The 17,058-nt window shown below is 72.9% G+C and carries 14 protein-coding genes; 9 read left to right on the top strand and 5 right to left on the bottom strand.

Translation table 11 applies throughout. The features are described from left to right. Positions 1–148 precede the first annotated feature (148 nt). The 3 genes from DKT68_RS14470 to DKT68_RS14480 form a co-directional block, all read right to left on the bottom strand. Positions 149–1,609 (bottom strand): P-loop NTPase family protein, encoded by a 1,461-nt coding sequence (locus DKT68_RS14470; protein WP_109817925.1) that lies wholly within the window; start codon positions 1,607–1,609, stop codon positions 149–151. Then, positions 1,606–3,462 carry a dynamin family protein gene (locus DKT68_RS14475; protein ID WP_109817926.1) on the bottom strand — a complete coding sequence of 619 codons (1,857 nt, stop codon included), beginning with the start codon at positions 3,460–3,462 and terminating at the stop codon, positions 1,606–1,608. Before DKT68_RS14475 ends, DKT68_RS14470 begins: the two co-directional genes overlap by 4 nt. A gap of 115 nt (positions 3,463–3,577) precedes the next feature. Continuing rightward, positions 3,578–4,498 carry an IniB N-terminal domain-containing protein gene (locus tag DKT68_RS14480; RefSeq protein ID WP_109817927.1) on the bottom strand — a complete coding sequence of 307 codons (921 nt, stop codon included), beginning with the start codon at positions 4,496–4,498 and terminating at the stop codon, positions 3,578–3,580. 299 nt (positions 4,499–4,797) lie between these two features. Here DKT68_RS14480 and DKT68_RS14485 point away from each other — a divergent pair, with 299 nt between their 5' ends. From DKT68_RS14485 to DKT68_RS14520, 9 genes are all read left to right on the top strand, one after another. Further along, positions 4,798–6,063: an Hsp70 family protein gene (locus DKT68_RS14485; protein ID WP_161556664.1), complete on the top strand. Its 1,266-nt coding sequence runs from the start codon at positions 4,798–4,800 to the stop codon at positions 6,061–6,063. A 5-nt stretch (positions 6,064–6,068) separates the two neighbouring features. Then, on the top strand, positions 6,069–7,415 hold the full coding sequence (locus tag DKT68_RS31980) for a hypothetical protein (RefSeq protein ID WP_236646896.1): 1,347 nt from the start codon (positions 6,069–6,071) through the stop codon (positions 7,413–7,415). Positions 7,416–8,275: 860 nt separating this feature from the next. Beyond that, positions 8,276–8,641: a response regulator transcription factor gene (locus DKT68_RS31985; RefSeq protein WP_236646898.1), complete on the top strand. Its 366-nt coding sequence runs from the start codon at positions 8,276–8,278 to the stop codon at positions 8,639–8,641. A gap of 43 nt (positions 8,642–8,684) precedes the next feature. Continuing rightward, the gene (locus DKT68_RS14495; protein WP_146218369.1) at positions 8,685–10,664 is read left to right on the top strand and encodes a nitrate- and nitrite sensing domain-containing protein; all 1,980 of its coding nucleotides are present in this window, start codon (positions 8,685–8,687) and stop codon (positions 10,662–10,664) included. Next, positions 10,661–11,110 carry a roadblock/LC7 domain-containing protein gene (locus DKT68_RS14500; protein WP_109817930.1) on the top strand — a complete coding sequence of 150 codons (450 nt, stop codon included), beginning with the start codon at positions 10,661–10,663 and terminating at the stop codon, positions 11,108–11,110. The genes DKT68_RS14495 and DKT68_RS14500 overlap by 4 nt, the downstream gene beginning before the upstream one ends. Next, entirely contained in the window at positions 11,088–11,468 is a 381-nt protein-coding gene (locus tag DKT68_RS14505) for a DUF742 domain-containing protein (RefSeq protein WP_109817931.1), read from the top strand. Before DKT68_RS14500 ends, DKT68_RS14505 begins: the two co-directional genes overlap by 23 nt. Positions 11,469–11,541: 73 nt before the next feature. Beyond that, a complete protein-coding gene (locus DKT68_RS14510) occupies positions 11,542–12,276 on the top strand; it encodes a cellulose binding domain-containing protein (protein WP_146218370.1) in 735 nt (244 codons plus the stop codon). Between the two features lie 79 nt (positions 12,277–12,355). Next, positions 12,356–14,272 (top strand): glycerophosphodiester phosphodiesterase, encoded by a 1,917-nt coding sequence (locus tag DKT68_RS32405; protein ID WP_109817933.1) that lies wholly within the window; start codon positions 12,356–12,358, stop codon positions 14,270–14,272. Between the two features lie 369 nt (positions 14,273–14,641). Next, positions 14,642–15,370: an HAD family hydrolase gene (locus tag DKT68_RS14520; RefSeq protein ID WP_161556665.1), complete on the top strand. Its 729-nt coding sequence runs from the start codon at positions 14,642–14,644 to the stop codon at positions 15,368–15,370. Here DKT68_RS14520 and DKT68_RS14525 read toward each other — a convergent pair. Together DKT68_RS14525 and DKT68_RS14530 are read right to left on the bottom strand one after the other, a co-directional pair. Then, entirely contained in the window at positions 15,343–16,488 is a 1,146-nt protein-coding gene (locus tag DKT68_RS14525; protein ID WP_146218372.1) for a hypothetical protein, read from the bottom strand. The genes DKT68_RS14520 and DKT68_RS14525 overlap by 28 nt on opposite strands. Next, positions 16,470–17,036: a hypothetical protein gene (locus tag DKT68_RS14530; protein ID WP_109817936.1), complete on the bottom strand. Its 567-nt coding sequence runs from the start codon at positions 17,034–17,036 to the stop codon at positions 16,470–16,472. Before DKT68_RS14530 ends, DKT68_RS14525 begins: the two co-directional genes overlap by 19 nt. Positions 17,037–17,058: the final 22 nt, after the last annotated feature.

Here is a 17,058-nt window from a genome sequence, read left to right on the forward strand (position 1 = left end):
CGCGCGCTCCGGCACGTCGACTGCCCTACCTAGGCAGTCTGAGTACTTCGGGCGCCTCCAGCAGCGGGTCGCAAACCGGTGTCGGGTGCGCTGAAAAGCTTGCGAAAGGGTTTCGGCGGCCCGACGACGGACGTCCCGCCGTCGGACCTCAACGACCGCCTGCGGCCAGCTCGGCGAGCATGCCCTCGCAGCTGCGGACGACGACCTGCGCGCCCCGGCGCTGGGCCAGTGACAGCAGGGGATCCTCGGCCCGGTCGCGCCATCGCCACTGCGCGTCCGCGGCGACCTCCCAGAGCCGCTGCACGGTCGCCTCGTGCTCGACACCGAGCCGGGCGGCCAACCCGACCCCGTCGCCACCGATCAGCCGCTGGGCCTCCGCCACCAGCTCGGCGTCGAACCCGAGCCGGCTGTTCCGCAGTGCCACCAGCAGGCGAAGCTCCCGGAACTCGTGTGCGCCGGCGAGGATCTGCTCGATCGTGCCGACCAGCTCGTCGGCGCCCCGCACGGGCTCGGCGCGCAGCAGCGCCTCCACGGCGGCCAGCGCCGAGCGGGCCTTCAGCGTGTCGCGGCGGTCGATGAAGCAGCGGGTCATCGACTCGCGCAGCTCGGTGAGCCCACTACGCCGGATGAGCTCGGCGGACAGCTTCACCCGGCTGTCGAACCCGCTGCGGACCAGGGTCGCCGCCAGCCGGATCCCGAAGAGTCCGAACCGGTCGAGCAGCGCGGCGCGCACCTCCGGGTCCAGTCGCACCGGCAGCTCGCCACGGAGGAAACGGTCGGCGGAGAGCAGGTGGGCCTCCAGCTCCGCCCGGGGCACCCCGGCGAGCGTCGCGAGCGCGGCGAAATCCGACTCGCTCAGCATGCGGCCCGCCAGACCGACCGCGCCGCTGCACGCCACGACGTTCACGCAGAGCGCGCCGACCCGGGGATCGCGGTGGTGCCGCCGGGCGAGCTGGCGGGCGGTGAGCAACCCGTCGATCCGGCCACCGCCGGTCTCGTCCGCCCGGGACAACACCATGATTACGTTCACCGGGGCGGCCTGCCCGACCGCGCTCTCCCGGGTGGACTCCAGCACCCGCAGATCACTGTCGCGGCCGTCGCGGGTCAGGTACAACACCGCGTCGGCGTCCCGCAGCACCCGGTCCATCACCGGCAGGCGACCCTGCTCACCGGTGCCGGTCACCGCCGGGGTGTCGATGAGGGTGACCTGGCGCAGCGCCCGCGTCGGCCACTGCACCACGATGTCCCGCACCTCCCCCGCCCGCCAGCCGAGATCCACCCGCATCCCCGTCGCCGACTTGACCACCGTCAACTCCTGCGCCGGCTGGCCGGCGGGGTAGGCGGTGGCGCGCGGCTGGGCGCCGTCCTCGTACCAGGTGAAGACGCCGTCGGCGCCCTCGACCGGCGCGACCTCCTCCCCCATCAGCGCGTTCAGCACCGTCGACTTGCCGGAACGCCAGGGCCCGGCGACCGCGATCCGCAGTGGCTGTTCCAGTCGGGCCACCTGATGCCGCAACTGCGCGACGGCCCGGGGGTTGTCCTGGTAGAGGTCGATGGCCTGGTGCAGCAACCCCCACGCCGCCTCGTCCAGCCGCAGCCCGACGGTCATGCCCGGGGCTCCAGCAGCACCGGGGCGGGACGGGTCCCGCTCAGCTGCTGGGCCTGCTCGTAGAGCGCGGCCAACCGGGTCATCTTCAGCCGGATCTCACGCTGCCGCTGGTCACGCAGGGCGGCATCGGTGTCGGCCTCCTGCTTCGCGCTGCGGAACGACTGGACGATGGCCTCCTGGAGCTCCTCGGTGAGCCCCGTGAAGTGGTCGCGCAGCATCCGCTGCACCTGCCGCGTGGCGTCCCGGCAGTCCCGGATCATCCGGACGAAGAACTCGTCGACGTGCCGCTGGATCGCCGTCTTGACGGTTGCCTGCCGGCGTCGGAGCAACTGCTTGCTCTCGTCGCGGATGCTCTTGCCGCCGAAGAGCGCGCCGATGCCGACCGAGACCGGGTTGATCATCGGCATCCCGGCCAGCGTCGTCGCCAGACCGAACATCAGCATGCCGCCGTACGAGCCCTTCATGCCGGTGAACAGCTTCTGACCCGTGGTGAACCGGTCGATCCTCGGCCGTTCCAGCTCGGGCAGCCGGTCGCCGATGTCCTCCGGCATCGTCATCGACCAGGGCGGCAGCACGTCGTAGCCGTAGCGGGCGAAGTTTGCGGCCACCCGGCGGGCGATCCAGTCGCAGCGCTGGATCAGCCACTCGTGGTTCGCCTCCGCCGCCTCCACCAGGCTCCGCTCCAGCCAGTCCTGGAAGGTGTCCCAGGCGACCAGGGGATCGGCCGTGTCGAACGCCTCGTCGACCGTTCGCAGGATCTGCCGCGTCCGGTCGCGCAGGTCGTACTCGATGTCGCTGAGCAGGTCGGCCATCTCGTCGGTGAGGGTGTTCTGCCAGCGGGTGGAGCAGCGGCGCAGCTCGTCGACCTCGCGCTGGGCCGCGTGCAGCCGGGAGATCGGCCCGGACTGCTCCTCGGCCTCCTGGGTGGCCAGCTCGGCGCGCAGCGGGGCGGCCAACTGCTCCACCACCGTCCGGGCCACCCCCTGCACCGAGGCCCGGGCCAGCTGGTTGGCCTTGCCCGCCAGGTCCCGCTGCAACCGGGCGATGAGCGCGGGAAAGCCCGACTCGGCGTTGAGGCCGCGGTCGTCGGCCGCCGCCGCGCGCAGCCGCAGCGCCGCCGAGACCGGGATCAGCGGCACCGGAACACCGGCGTCGGCCAGGTGCTGCCGGTTGCGCTCGGCGACCGCGCGCCAGTCCGCCACGAGATCCGTCTTGCTCTGCACCACGACCACGTTCGGGTGCGAGCGCATGACGTGCAGCACCATGTTCAGCTCGGTGACCGAGAGTTCCCGGGTGGAGTCGGAGACCAGCAGCACGGTGTCCGCATGGGTGGGAGCGGCAACCGGGGCGCCGCCACCGATCGCCGCGATCTCGTCGGTGCCGGGAGTGTCCACCAGCACCAGCCCGGCGCCGAGCAGGGCGCGGGGCACTCCGATCTCGACGTACGCCGGGCCGCCACCCGGCCGACGCCCGACCGTGCCGGCCACCCCCGCCGCGACCTGGTTGAGCGCCACCGGGGTCCGCTCGACGATCGCCGCCGGCGCCGCGCCCGCGGGCCGGCCCGGCGTCGGTGGCGGCGCCTGGACCACGGCGGCGGCCGGAACGTCGGCGTGCTGCACCACGGTCGGCAGGACGGTGGTGCGGCCGTCGCCCACCGGGCAGGCCGGCGCGTTGATGATCGCGTTGATCAACTGACTCTTGCCCTGGTTCGGCTCGCCGATCACCAGGACCCGGAGTCTCGGATCCAGCAGCTGGGCACGCTTCTGCCGCACCGTCTGGAGCAGGTCACCTCGGCCGTGTGCGTTGCACGTGCGGGCGATCTCGTCCAGCACGTCCAACCAGATCCCCGCCATCACCGCACCAAGTGTGCGGATTTCGGCTCAATTATCAAGAGGGACCGGAAGGGAAACCGGAGAGGGCCGGACCGCCCAGGGCGATCCGGCCTCCCGCTCCTACCGGGAATCCCCGTCAGAGCAGACCGCCGGTGATGCCCAGCAGTCCATTGTCCGACGAGGCGGGCCCCCCGTCGTGCAAGTCGCCGGTCACGCCGTCGGTCAGGCCACCGGTGACGTCACCGACCGTGCCGGTGACACCAGGGACGAGCCCGTCCACCTGGTGCGTCACGCCGCCCACGACGGACGGCACGTCCAGCGGCGGGACCACGCCGCCCACGGCGCCGCCGCCGTCACCCAGGCCCAGCCCGCCCAGGGTGTCGCCGACACCGAGCGAGCCGAGGGTGTCGTCGACACCGAGGGAGCCGACGAGGCCGTCGACGTGACCCTGGGTGCCGGAGAGGACACCGCCGGTCAGGTCGCCGCCGAGCAGGCCCGAGTCGGTCGCGCCGAGCAGGCCGGTGGGGTTGCCGACAGTGCCGGTGACGTCGCCGACCACCGGGTCCACGATGCCGTCCACCGGCGCCACCACGTCGGCGTCGAGGGTGTGCGCCACATCGGACACACCGGTCAGGTCGGTGTCGAGGCCGCTCGGACCCACGCCCAGGCCGATGCCCGGCAGCACGGTGACGCCGGCGGCGACCGTCGCCGGGTCGACCGCGATGGCGCCCAGCACGCCCGCCTTGACGTCCAGGCCGCCGGGAGAGCTGGTGATGCTGATCTGCTGCGCCACGCTCTGCAGCTGGCCGACCACGTCGGTGGCGTCGGTCACCAGCGGGTCGAACCCGAGCTGCTCGACCGGGGCCAGCGGCGCGAGGCCCTGACCGGGGGCGTAGTCGACCACCAGCGGGACGACGTCCTGCACGTCGGCGGCCGTGATGTCGGTGAGCCCCGCGGCGTTCAGCGCACCCTCCGGGTCGAGGTCGAAGGCCGACCGCGCGTCAGGGTTGGTCAGCAGGTCGAGCACGAAGTCGTGGAGGGTCTGGTTCGAGTCCATGTGCCGGTTCTCCTCGGATGTGGCGTCGGCGACCGTCGTTCGTCGAGAGTGACGCTATTGCCGGGGGGTGACCCCGGACATCGGGGTTCCGCCCGCATCCCGTCCCGCCGCATTAGGGTCTCCACGCCCTCCTACGTTAGGGGGGCTGGGGGAAACCGTCCCGGCCAGATTAGGGTCCCGACCAGGGGGCGATCTCTGGTACGAACGTAGGAGCCCGCGGGGTTCGCCGGGGGTGGGTCGCCGGGCAGCGCCCGCGCGATCGCCACCGGCCGGCCAACTCACGGGGAGAGATGAGACGGATGCCGTACGTCCTGGGGATAGACATCGGAAGCACCAACACGGCCGCCGCCGTCGCGCGACGACACGGTACGACCTGGACGCGTCCCGAGCCGGTCCCGCTGAACGCCGGCTCGGTCCTCCTGCCGTCGGTGCTGCACCTGTCGGAGGACGGCTCACTGCACGTCGGCGAGCCCACGACCGACGACGGCAGCCGCATCACCAGGGACTTCGTCCGCCGGATCGGCGACGACGTGCCCCTGCTGCTCGGCGGTGAGGCGTGCGCGCCGCAGACGTTGACCGCCGAGCTGGCGACCTGGGTGGTGGAACGGGTGCACGCCTTCGAGGGCGGCCCGGCCGAGGCGATCGTGCTCAGCCACCCGGCGAGCTGGCGCCCGTACCGGCGGGACCTGCTGCGCCGGGCGCTGTTCGACCTCGGCCTGCGCACCGTGACGCTGCTGCCTCGCACGGTCACGGTGGCCGAGGGCCACGCGGCCCGCGGGTTCGGGGGCACCACGGCCGCCGTCTACGCGCTGGGGGGCAACAGCTTCGAAGCCGCCCTGGTGCGACGTACCCCGCGCGGCACGTACGAGACCTTCGGCACCCCACAGGGCCTCGACCCGATCGGCGGCGCCGACTTCGACGAGGCGCTGGCCGCCCACGTACGCACCGTGCTGGCCCGGGAGCTGGCGGCCACCGCACGTCGGGGCGCCCAGGCCGCCCTGCGGGGGCTGCTGCCCGAGTGCGGCCGGGTCAAGCGTGAGCTGACCGTCGACCTGGCGGCCGACGTGGTGCTGCCCCTGCCCACCGGGCCGGCGCGGATCCCGGTGACGCGGGCGCAGTTCGAGGACATGATCCGCCCGACGGTGCAGGCCACTGTCGACCTCCTGCTCCGGACCGTGCACGGCGCCGGCCTGACGCCGGCGCAGCTCGACGGCGTCCTGCTCGCCGGTGGTTCCGCCCGTATCCCGCTCGTCACCGAGCTGATCACCGCGGCCCTTCCCGTTCCGGTCGAGGTCGAGCCGGACTCCCAACTGACCGCCGCCACCGGGGCGGCGATGGCCGCCTGTCAGGTGGTGTCGCCACGCCCCCGCCGACCGGAGCCGGCACGCGAACCGGCGGCGGTCGCCGGCGCCGGCCGGGCCGCCATCCCGGCGACCCGCCGCCCCCACCACGACACCACCGTTCCGGGCGATCCGCCTCCGCGCCCCCCGGTCCGGATCCTCCCACTGGAACTGCCGAAGGCGTCCCGCCTGGCACTGGCCCGAGGCCGGGGACGCGAAGGATGAGCACAATGATCATGAATGACGTCGCCGAGTCCGGGCTGGTCCTGGGCGAGGGGCCGACGACCCTGCTGGAGATGGTCGCGAAGGACCCGACCGGGCCGCTGAGCGTCGGCCTGGCCGGGCCGGGCGGCCACGGCAAGACCGCGCTGCTCGCGGAGCTGGCGCGCGTCCACCAGCAGGCGGGCGGCACGGTGCGCACGGGTGCCCCGCCGCCGGACGAGGAGGTCGCCCCCGACACCCTGGTGCTGGTCGACGACGCGCACCTGCTCGACGACGCACGACTCGCGGCGCTGCTGCGCCTGGCGGCCACCCGCCGGCACCGGCTGGTGATCGCCCACCGCCCGTGGCCCCGGTCGGCGGCCCTCATGGAGCTGGCCGACACCCTGCGACGGGACGGGCAGGCCCTGCTGCTCACCGCGTTCACCCGCGAGCAGACCGCGGCCTACCTCGCCGACACGGTGGGGCAGGCCCTGCGAGACGATCTGGTCGACTTCGTCCACACGCAGACCGGCGGCGTGCCTCGGGATGTCGAGCGGCTGGCCCGCGGACTGCGCGGGCCGGAGAGCGGCGCCGCCGTCCCGGTCGAGCCTCCCCGGTCCACCGTCCTGGAGTTCGTCCCGGACCTGGAGGTGCTGGCCGCCGACGTCCGACGACTGCTGCTCGCTGTCGCGGCCGGCGTGCCGCTGCCGGTGAGCATGCTCGGCGCGCTCCTCGGCCGCGAGCCGGAGGCGGTGGACGAGCTGATCGCCACCACCAGGGCGGCCGGCCTGCTCGGCGCCGACGGCCGGCTCGCGCCGATCGTCCGACGGGCCGTCACCACGCTGAGCCCGGCCACCGACCGCAGCGGAGTCTGGCGCCGGCTCACCGAGTTGCAGCTCGCGCGCGGTGGCGCCGTGCGCCGCTGGTGCGGTCACTGCTCGCGGCGGGCGTGCTCGGCGACTGCCCGGCCCCGACGCTGGCGGCCGCCGCGGAGGAGGCGCTGGCCGACGATCCGGCCTTCGCCTCCGAGCTGTTCGCTGCCGCCACGGCGGCCGGCTGGCCGGCCAGCGCCCGGCAGGCGCTCGCCGCCGCGCTCGCCGGCAATCTCGACGGCGCCCTGCGGCTGGCGGACCGCCTGCTGGCCACGGCCGCTCCGACCGACCGCACGGAGGCCGCCATGGTGGCGGCGACGGCACTGGCGCACCGCGGTCACGCCGGTCGCAGCGTGGAGCTGTACCGGTGGGCGGGCACCTCCTCGTCGGTGGCGTTCGCCACCGTCGGCGGGCTCGCCACCGGCGACCCGGCCGCCGCCCGGCCGCCGACGGGCGACCTGGCCGGCGAGCCGCCCACGCTGCACGCCAGCGCCGCCCGACTGATGGCCGACGGGGTACGGGAGAGCGTCACCGGCCCACCGACCGCCGCACTCTCGGCGCTCGTGCAGGCTGCCGCGCTGCTGGAGCCGGACGGGCGGGCGGCGCTCCTGCCGGACAGCCCGGCCGCGCTCGCCGCCTTGACGGCGGTGCACTGCGGTGAGCTGGAGGTCGCCGACCGGGTGCTGCACCGGGCGCTGACGGCCGGCGTGGGCGGCCCGCTGATGGCTCGCCGTCACCGGCTGTTGCAGGCCTGGATCCTGATGGTCCGGGGCCAGACGCTCGCCGCGGCCGAGCACCTCGCCACGGTGACCGTCGACGGACGGCCGCTGGAGTCACGCGACCAGCTCTTCGCCGCCGCGCTCCGGATGGGCATCGGCCGCCGCAACAGCGACCTCGGCGCACTCAAGCGTGGCTGGGAGCAGGCGCTGGAGGCGGTCGTCCGGCACCCCGTCGACCTGTTCACGCTGCTGCCGCTGGGCGAGCTCGCCATCGCGGGCGCCCGGCTGGGCGACCTGGCCCGACTGGAGCCGTACCTGCGGGAGGCCCGGTCGCTGCTCGGCCGGCTCGGGGAGCCGGCACTGTGGAGCGTCCCACTGCACTGGAGCGGGCTGCACGCCGCGATCCTGATCGACGAGCCGGTGGCCGCCGACGAGCACGTCGCCGCCCTGCTCGCCGCCGCGGGCCACAGCCGGTACGCGGCCGTCGTCGCCGCGGCCGCCGAGAGCTGGGTGGAGGTGCTGCGGGGTGTGGTCGACCCGGTCCGGGTGGAGGCCGCCGCCCGGGGGCTGCACGACACCGGCCTGTGCTGGGACGGCGCCCGCCTCGCCGGGCAGGCCGCGATCCGCACCTCGGACCGGCGGGCGATGACCACTCTCCTGGAGTGCGCCCGCGTGCTCCAGGGCCGGCCGGCCGGCTCCACGGGCGGGCAGCGGCCCGCGACCGCCGCGGGCGCCACCCAGGTCGCCGACGCCAACGCCGGCCCCACCCAGCAGGGGCTCAGCGACCGTGAGTACGAGGTGGCCGAGCTGGTGCTGGCCGGGCTGACCTATCGCGAGATCGGTGACCGGCTCTTCATCTCGGCCAAGACCGTGGAGCACCACGTGGCCCGGATGCGCAACCGGCTGAACTGCGCCAACCGGGCCGAGCTGCTGGCACTGCTGCGCACGGTCGTCGCCGACCGCGCCAGCAACGCGGCCGGCCAGCCCTGGCCGCAACGGTCGCCCCGATGAGGCGGCCGTGCGGTGGGTGCCGGTGGCCCGGGCGGAGCGGAACGTGACGCCCCCCGAAGCCCGGTCGATCCGGATCAGGCTCGTCGCGCTGGCGGCCGTGCTGGTGACGCTCTGGTCGTACGCGGCCTACCTGAGCGTCCAGGACGCGGCCGACCTGCTCCGCGTCCGGGCCCTCGCGGACACCCTGGGCCAGCCCGTCGATCGACTGATCATGAGCCTGCAGACCGAGCGTCGGCTCACCGTCGAGACGATCGCCGGGGCGGAGCGCGCGGGGACCGCGCTGGCTGGCGCGCGGGAGGGGACCGACCGGGCGGCGGCCGAGGTACGTGCGTTCACCGAGGGCAGCGACCTGCGGCTGCTCACCGCGAGCGCGGTCCGCGACCGGGCCGACGAGCTGGTCCGGCGACTGGACGGCCTGAGCACCGTCCGGTCCCGGGTGGACGATCAGCGGATCGACCGTGCCGAGGCGGTCGACCGGTACGACCGGCTGGTCGACGCCGCCTTCGTCGTGTACGGGCCGGAGTGGGGCGCGTACGAGAGCGCGCTCGCCGCCGACACCCGCGCGGTGATCGCGCTGGCCCGCGCCCGGGAGCTGCTGGCGCGCGAGGACGCCCTGGTCAGCGCCGCCCTGGCCGCCGGTCGGATCAGCGCCGACGAGCGGCGCCACCTGGCGGAGCTGGTCGGCAACCGGCGGTACGCGAGCGCCGAGGCGAGCGCCGGGCTGCCGGCCGACGCGCCGGGGGACCACGAGCGTCTCACGGCCGGCCCCCCGTTCGCGGGCCTGCTCGCCCTGGAGGACGTGCTGCTGCGGCCGGACACCGCGAATCCCCTCACCGGCGTCACCGCCCCGGACTGGCGGGCGGCGGCCGACGCCGCCCTCGGCGCGCTGCACGAGCTGGTGACGGCGACCGCCCGCAGCAGTGTCGAGCGGGCCACACCGGGCGCCGCCGTGATCGTGGCGCGCACCGGCGCCGTGGTGGGGCTCGGTCTCATCGCGGTGATCGTGGTTCTGCTGAGCTGGGCCGGCACCGTCCGCCGGTTGACCGACCACCCGGGCCGGTCGGGCGCCCCCCGTCACGAGCAGGAGTCACCGACCGGCGCGGCGCTCGCCCCACCCGCCGTCACGGCGCGCGTCGACCCTCCGGTGCGGCCCCGGGATGCCACCGCGACCCACGAGCTGTTCCTGCGGCTGACCCGGCGCAACCAGATCCTGCTGCGCGACCAGCTCAGCCTGTTGGACGGCATGCAGCGGCGGGAGCGGACCGACGAGGAGAACGACGAGCTGTTCCGGCTCGACCACCTCACCACCCTGGTCCGGCGCAACGTGGAGAAGGTCATCGCTCTCGCCGGCGGGAAACCGGCCCGCCGCTGGCGGCGCCCGGTGCCCCTGCTCGACGTCGCGCGCGGCGCGGTCGCCGAGGTCCCGGACTACCACCGGGTCCTGATCGCGCCCCACTGGCCGTGGACGCTCGCCGGCCCCGCCGTCACGGACGTCATCCACCTGCTGGCCGAGCTGATCGAGAACGCCCTCGCCTTCGCACCGACGGAGACCACCGTCCGGGTCGCCGGCGAGCACCGGCCACAGGGCTGTGCCGTCCTGGTCATCGACGACGGCCCCGGCCTCGACGCGACCGCGCTCACCGAGGCGAACCATCTGCTCGGCAACCCACCACCGGACGGCCCGCCCACCGGTCGTACCGGGCTGTACACCGCCGCCGTGCTCGCCGCCCGCTGCGGCGCCCGGGTCTCGCTGCGTCCCAGCCAGCGGGGCGGGACGGCCGCGATCGTGCTCCTCCCGGCCGGGCTGGTCACGGCCGCCGGCGGCGGTGGACCGGCCACGCCTCCCATCGACCCCGCGTACCGGCCGGCCCGGCCCGCCGGGGACCAGGCGCCCGCGCCCGGCGGGCACGGCGAGCTGCCGATGCGGATCCGCCAACCCGGCCCGACCGGGCCCGAACGCGGCACCACCGGCCCCGACACCGTCGAGTTGCCGGTCGCGAGAGCAGCAAGGAGACATCGATGACGCAAGCAGTGGTCAGCGGAGACAGCCTGACCGGCGCCCTGGACCGCCTGGTCGACCGGGTGCGCGGCGCGGAGTTCGCCGTGGTGCTCTCTCCGGACGGGCTGCCGCTCGGCGGATCCCGCCGGGTCGAGGCGAAGCTGGCCGAGCAGATCTCCGGTGTGGTCGCCGGCCTGCTGGCGCTGGGGCTGGCCGCCACCCGGACCTGCGACGCGGGCGGGCTGCGGCAGATCGTGGTGCAGATGTCGCGGGCGTTCCTCTTCATCGCCACGATCCGCAACGGGACAATCCTCACCGTTCGGATCGCCGGCGACGACGCCGAGGTCGGGGACATGGCGTACGAGGTGGCGCTGTTCGTCGGACAGGCCGAGCGGCACCTCCCCGTGAGCCTGGAGCCGGCCCGCGCTGCGGTGAGCGGGGACACCGGTGTACACCACCGACACCGCTGACGAGGCGTGGTACGACGACGACGCGGGCCCGGTGGCCCGCCCGTACACGATGACCGGCGGGCGCACCGCACCGGATCGAGGACGGTTCGACCTGATCTCGCTGGTCGTCGCCCGGCGGGCAGCCGCGCCTGGCACGCCGCTCTTCCCCGAACAGGCGCGGATCGTCGAGCTGTGTCACCATCCAGTGTCGGTGGCTGAGGTCGGCGCCGAGTTGGACCTGCCCGTGGGGACCGTCCGAGTTCTCCTCGGTGACCTGCTCACGGCCGGTCTGATCGAGACGCACGAACCGCCGACGCTGTCGGAGCTGCCGACCGCGGATCTGCTCGAGGCGATACTCGTCGGGCTTCGCGCGCTGTGACCGGCCGGGTGGCACCCCCGACCGGGGGAAGCGCAGGCGCGTGTCCGGTGACGAATTGAAGGAGAAACAGGGAGTGCCGGCAACACCGCCCCAGCCACGGCGCACTGTGGTGATCATCCTGCTGGACCGGATCGTGGCCATCGCCGCAGCCGCACGGCGGGTGCTCACCGGCCGGGGTGACGTCTCGCGCGCCACGTGGGTGGCCGTCATCGCGGCGCTCGGGGTGCTGATCGCGACGGTCGTGTCGGTCGTCGGGGTCCTGCGTACGCCGGAGGGCCTGGCGCCGGTGACCCTCGACCCACCGCCGTCCGTCGACCAGGTGGGCACGTCTCCCGCCGACACGCCGAGGGCGCAGGCGAGACCCGCCGTCACCAGCCCGAGGCCGTCCGCTCCCGTAGAAACCACGGCAGCCCCGCCGACCCCCGAGCCGTCCACCAGCGCGCCGTCGCCGAGCGCCTCGCCCGCCGCACCGACGCCGGCCGCTCTGGGCGCCGACTTCGCCATCGAGGAGAACTCCCTGCTCAGCTACGGCGCCGCCGTGACGATCAGCAATCCCGGCGCCGTGCCGGTGCCGCAGTGGACGCTGGTCGTCACCCTCCCCCGGGAGTCGCTGCGTGTCAGCTCGGTCGAGGGCGCGCAGGCCAGCCGGGACGGTGCGGTGTGGACGTTCGTGCCCGACGGGAGCGCCGGTCAGGTGTCCGGAAGCGCGTCGGTCCGGGTGACCTTCCGGGTCAACGGCGCGCCCGTCAGCTCCGCCCCGACCGCCTGCACCATCGACGGGGCCACCTGCACCGGCCTGCCGGACTGACCGGCCGCGTCACCCAGGGTTCGGGCGGTCGCCACGCTCGATTGATCGTGCATTCGGTTGTGCTTCGTACCGTCCGAGCATGACTGTCCTACCCGCACCATCGCCGCCCGGCCGCGCCGCGACGAGGCTCGTCGCCCTGCGTACCCGGGCCGCCGCCACCATCGCGGCGCTCGCCGTCACCGGCGCCGCCGTGGCGGTGACCGTGGCGACCTCGTCGCCCGCCACCGCCGAGCCGGGCACCGTCGCCGTCTCGGAGACCTTCTCCTCCGGGTCGCTGCCCGCCGGCTGGAACGCGGTCGACGGCGCCTGGAGGGTCGAGAACGGCCGGCTGTACGGCACCTCCACCAGCTCGGGCGAGAACAACAAGATCACTTTCGGTCGGCACCTGAACGACTTCCGGCTCGAGGCCACGATGCGCTTCGAGTCGGTCTCCGCGGCCACCCGCTGGGCCTCGCTCGGTATCGACGTCCCCGCGAACGGGGCCACCCCGTGGTGGATCGCCACCCTGCGCAGCGGCACCACCGCCGCCAACGGTCTCGAGTTCGCCCAGCGGACCACGGCCAACGCCTGGGTCGTGACGAACACGGCCTCCGCCCCGTACGCCGCCGGCACCGGCCGCGACGTCCGCGTCGCCGTCGAGGTGCACGGCAACCAGGCACGCTGGATCTTCGACGGCCGGGAGGCGATGCGCACGAGCAGCCTCCAGCGCTCCCCCAACGGCGTCCAGGCGCTCTTCGTCAACGGCGCCACCGTCTCGTACGACGACGTGACCGTCACCGAGCTGGCGCCGAACGGCTACATCCGCCCGAAGGGCAGCCCGTTCACGGTGATCGCGCACCGCGGCGCGTCCGCCGCCGCGCCGGAGAACACGCTGGTCGCGCAGGAGATCGCGCGTCGGGGCGGCGCCGACTGGATCGAGAACGACGTCCAGCCGAGCAAGGACGGCATCCCGTTCATCGTGCACGACGGCACCGTCGACCGGACCACCGACGGGACCGGCACCGTCCGGAACCTGACCGCCGCGCAGATCAAGGCGCTCGACGCCGGCTCCTGGTTCGCCCCGCATTACGTCGGCGAGCGTGTGCCGACCCTCGCCGAGCAGCTCGCGGACCTGCGTACCCGGGGCGGCAACCTGCTGCTGGAGATCAAGGGCAGGCACACCAGGGACGAGGTCGCCACGATCATCCAGGTGATCCGGAGCGAGCAGATGATGAGCCGGGTGTTCGTCCAGAGCTTCGAGGTCGACGCCCTCCGGTACACCCACGACCTCGCTCCGGAGCTGCCGCTCGGCCTGCTCCGCAGCAGCCTCGACGCCGACCCGGTGGCGATCTCCAGGGAGCTGCACCTCACCGCGTACAACCCGGACGGCAACGCGTTGCTGGCCAAGCCGGAGGTGGTCGCGCCGCTGCACGCCGCCGGGGTCGCCGTGATGGCCTGGACGATGGACTCCGCCGGCCTGTGGCAGCGGTTGGAGCGGATCGGCGCCGACGCGGTCATCACCAACCGGGCGTCCGAGCTGGTCGGCTGGAACTCGGCGTTCATGCAGCGCGCCTCCGCCGACGCCACCGTTGAGATCACCTCACCGGTCGACGGCGCGCGCCTCGACCGGGCCCAGTCCCCCGTGATCGCGGTCGCCGCCACCAACGCGGACACGGTCACCGTCACGCTCGACGGCGGAAAGTCGGCCGCGGGACGCAAGCTCGACCTGGTCACGCTGACCGCTGGCCGGCACACCGTCCACACCGAGGTGACCGGCCCGGAGGGCACCGCGACCGCGACCAGCACCTTCACCGTGACGGTGACCCAGGCCGGGCTCGGCTACCTGATCCTCACCTCCGGCGCCGAGCCGGCCGCCGTAAACGCCATGACGGTCAAGCTGGCCCACGCCCAGTACGCCCAGCTCGCCACCTACGTCGACCGGCAGGCCGGCAAGCTGGTGCCCGCGGAGGTCGCCGGTGTCATCGCCGCCGACGCTCGCACCCTCGCGCTGACGTAGTCCGTCACCACGCCGAGAGTCCCCGCCGTCCTTCCCCCGACGGCGGGGACACGGCAACGCGCCGCGGTACGACGACCGGCAAAGGTCGAGAACCGTCCGCCGGCGACAGCACGCGCGACCTGCACAACTGGCGTCCGTGGACCTCCAATCCAGGTTTGACAAACCATCGCGGTTGCCGTATCAACCAGTGGGGTGACCGTCCTCACCTCGAACACGCATTGGTGGTCCATGTGAGAACGCGTTGCCACAAGCCGAGCCCAATTCGGATCTCCGGGGCAATGAGCGCCTCCATTGGACGGAATGGTGGAGGGGCCCGGTAACGTGGCTCATGACGTCGGTGCGCCCGCCCCCGAGACGCAGCCAGGTGGCATGCCTTGGACGATGAACGGCTCGCCGGTGTCATGCGTTTTCCTGGATTTCTTTGGCACCCTCGTCGACTACTCACCGAGTCGCACCGAGCAGGGCTTTCACCGCTCTCACGCACTACTGCGGAGCATGGGCCTGCGCATGGGGTACGACGAGTTTCTCCATGAATGGTCAGCCGAGTCGTCACGCCTCGACGAGGTCACCCAGACCAGCCACCGCGAGTTCTCCATGGAGGACGTCACCTCCGACTTCCTGAAGAGGCTGACGAAGAGCGATCCGGCGCCGCACACCGTGGCACAGTTCGTCGAGGTGTACCTGGACGAATGGAACAAGGGGGTCCGCTATCCGGCCGACGCACCGATGATCGTGGCGACACTCGCGAGCCGGTTCCGGCTCGCCGTCGTCACCAATACGCACAAGGCCGATCTGGTGCCCCGCCATCTGGCCAACATGGGCATCGCCGACTTCTTCGACAGTGTTGTCACGTCCCTGGAGGTCGGTTGGAGGAAACCCCACCCGGCGATCTTCGCCGAGGCGCTCGATCAGATGCGGGTCGCCCCGTCCGACGCCGTCTTCGTGGGTGACAACTACACGGCAGACTATCTCGGCTCCAAAGCCGCCGGGATCGACGGCCTGTTGATCGATCCGACCTGCCGGTACGACATTCCGGAGCAGGACCGCCTGCGGAGTCTGGGCGACATCCTTCAGCTGGCGGTTCCAGCCTCAGCCTGAGCGGGCCACCCAGGAGACCGTCTCGACAGGTTCGCCCGCATGCGGTCCTCCACCTCGGTCGGCACTCCGAAGGAGCGATCGGCCGCGAGCGCGAGAGAGGTGAGGTAGGGAGGCGGATCGCACAGGCCGTGAGCAACGGCCCGCGTGCCCTGCAGCCACCGCTGCTCGATGAGCAACTCGACCGGTTCCGGGTCGGGGAACGCCAGCTTGGCCGACCGGAGGCACTCGTCGCGAAGATCGCGCATTCGCCCGAGAACATGTTCTGGCGCGCTACTGTCCAGGACTAGCTCGGTCAGCTCACCCTCCAGGTCGGCGTCCTCCTCGCCCCCTCGGTCCCAGATCTCCCGCACCATCGACGTCACTCGCCCCGCGTGAGATGTGGTCGACAGGGCGCACAGGACGGGCAGCGTGACCAGACCTCGGCGCACATCTTCCCGAACGTCCATCAACTCGTCTGCCGCCTGGCGCAGTCTGCCGATGCCGGCCGCCACGAACCGCCGATGCGGCGAGAACGACCTCCGTGCGTCCTGGCACGCGACTCCGAACATCAGTTCGTTGATCGCCGAGCCGAACAGCCTCGATGTGCCGGATCGCCAGTACTCGTCCACCGCCGTGTTCAGTTGCGCCGGATCAAAGCTGGCCTGTGAGTCGCGCATCATGGCGTTGATCGTCCGTCTTGCCAGACTCGAGAGCAGGGAGACCGAGTCGACGCCGGAGGGCGCGACCAGTGCGTAGCCGAGGTTGGTGAGCAGCGCGGTCGCCGCCACCGACGCGGTGCCCCACAACTCCTCGGCGCGCCTGAGCACGGGCGCACCTCCGTCGAGCAGTATGTCCAGGCCCATCAGGGGGAAGCTGTAGGACAGGACGCAGCCGACAACCGCGTCGCCTTGCGCCGGACCACAGTTCAACGCGTCGGAGCAGGCCAGATAGGGCAGCGAATGGCGGTACACGAAATCGGTGGCCGACGAGGAGCGGAACCCGGACTCGACCAGGAACCCGACAACCCGCTGCTCGATGTCCTCCAGCTGCGGTTCGAACAGTCTCACCAGGGACGCCAGGATGTCCTGATCGGTCACCGGTGAAGCGCCGTGGCTGTCCTTCAGCTCGCCTTCACCCACGTGAAGTCCCCCTTTCGCGACTGCGGCTCCTCGATCCCGATCCATACGCCGTCGATCCGCCCCCCGTGCCGGGATATCCTGCCCAGCAGCAGGCCGTGATACCTGCCCCGCACCGCGATGCTCTTCCATGACCCGGAGAACGTCCCGTCGCTGGCCAGGACGGCGGAGAAATCGTAGGTCGTCCGCTTCAGCGGGAAGTCCCCGTCAATTCTGGTGCTTGTCGACCTGCCTCTCAGCAGTAGCCCGACCTGCGTTATCTGCAGATCCTCCTCGACCCGAACCAGCTCGCCCGACTTCTCGTACTCGAAGTAGCCCGCCCAGTGACCCTCTGCGCGAATTCCTCTGGATGACGACAACACGTGCTTTATCGACCCGAGCGTGCGGGTCGACGCGAGCAGGCCCAGCAGGAGGAGGGCCCCACCGAGGAGCGCCGCCTTCGTGTTGGACGTGCCGGGATCGCCGGTGGCCACGGCATTGAAGCCGGCACTGATCGCCGCGCCGACGAACCCGCCGATCAAGAGAAGCGCGAGCTGGCGTCTGAAGTCCATGTCGGTCCTGTCCCCTAGTGGC

The sequence above is a fragment of the Micromonospora acroterricola genome, from assembly GCF_003172955.1.
In the GTDB taxonomy this organism is placed as follows: Bacteria; Actinomycetota; Actinomycetes; order Mycobacteriales; family Micromonosporaceae; genus Micromonospora; species Micromonospora acroterricola.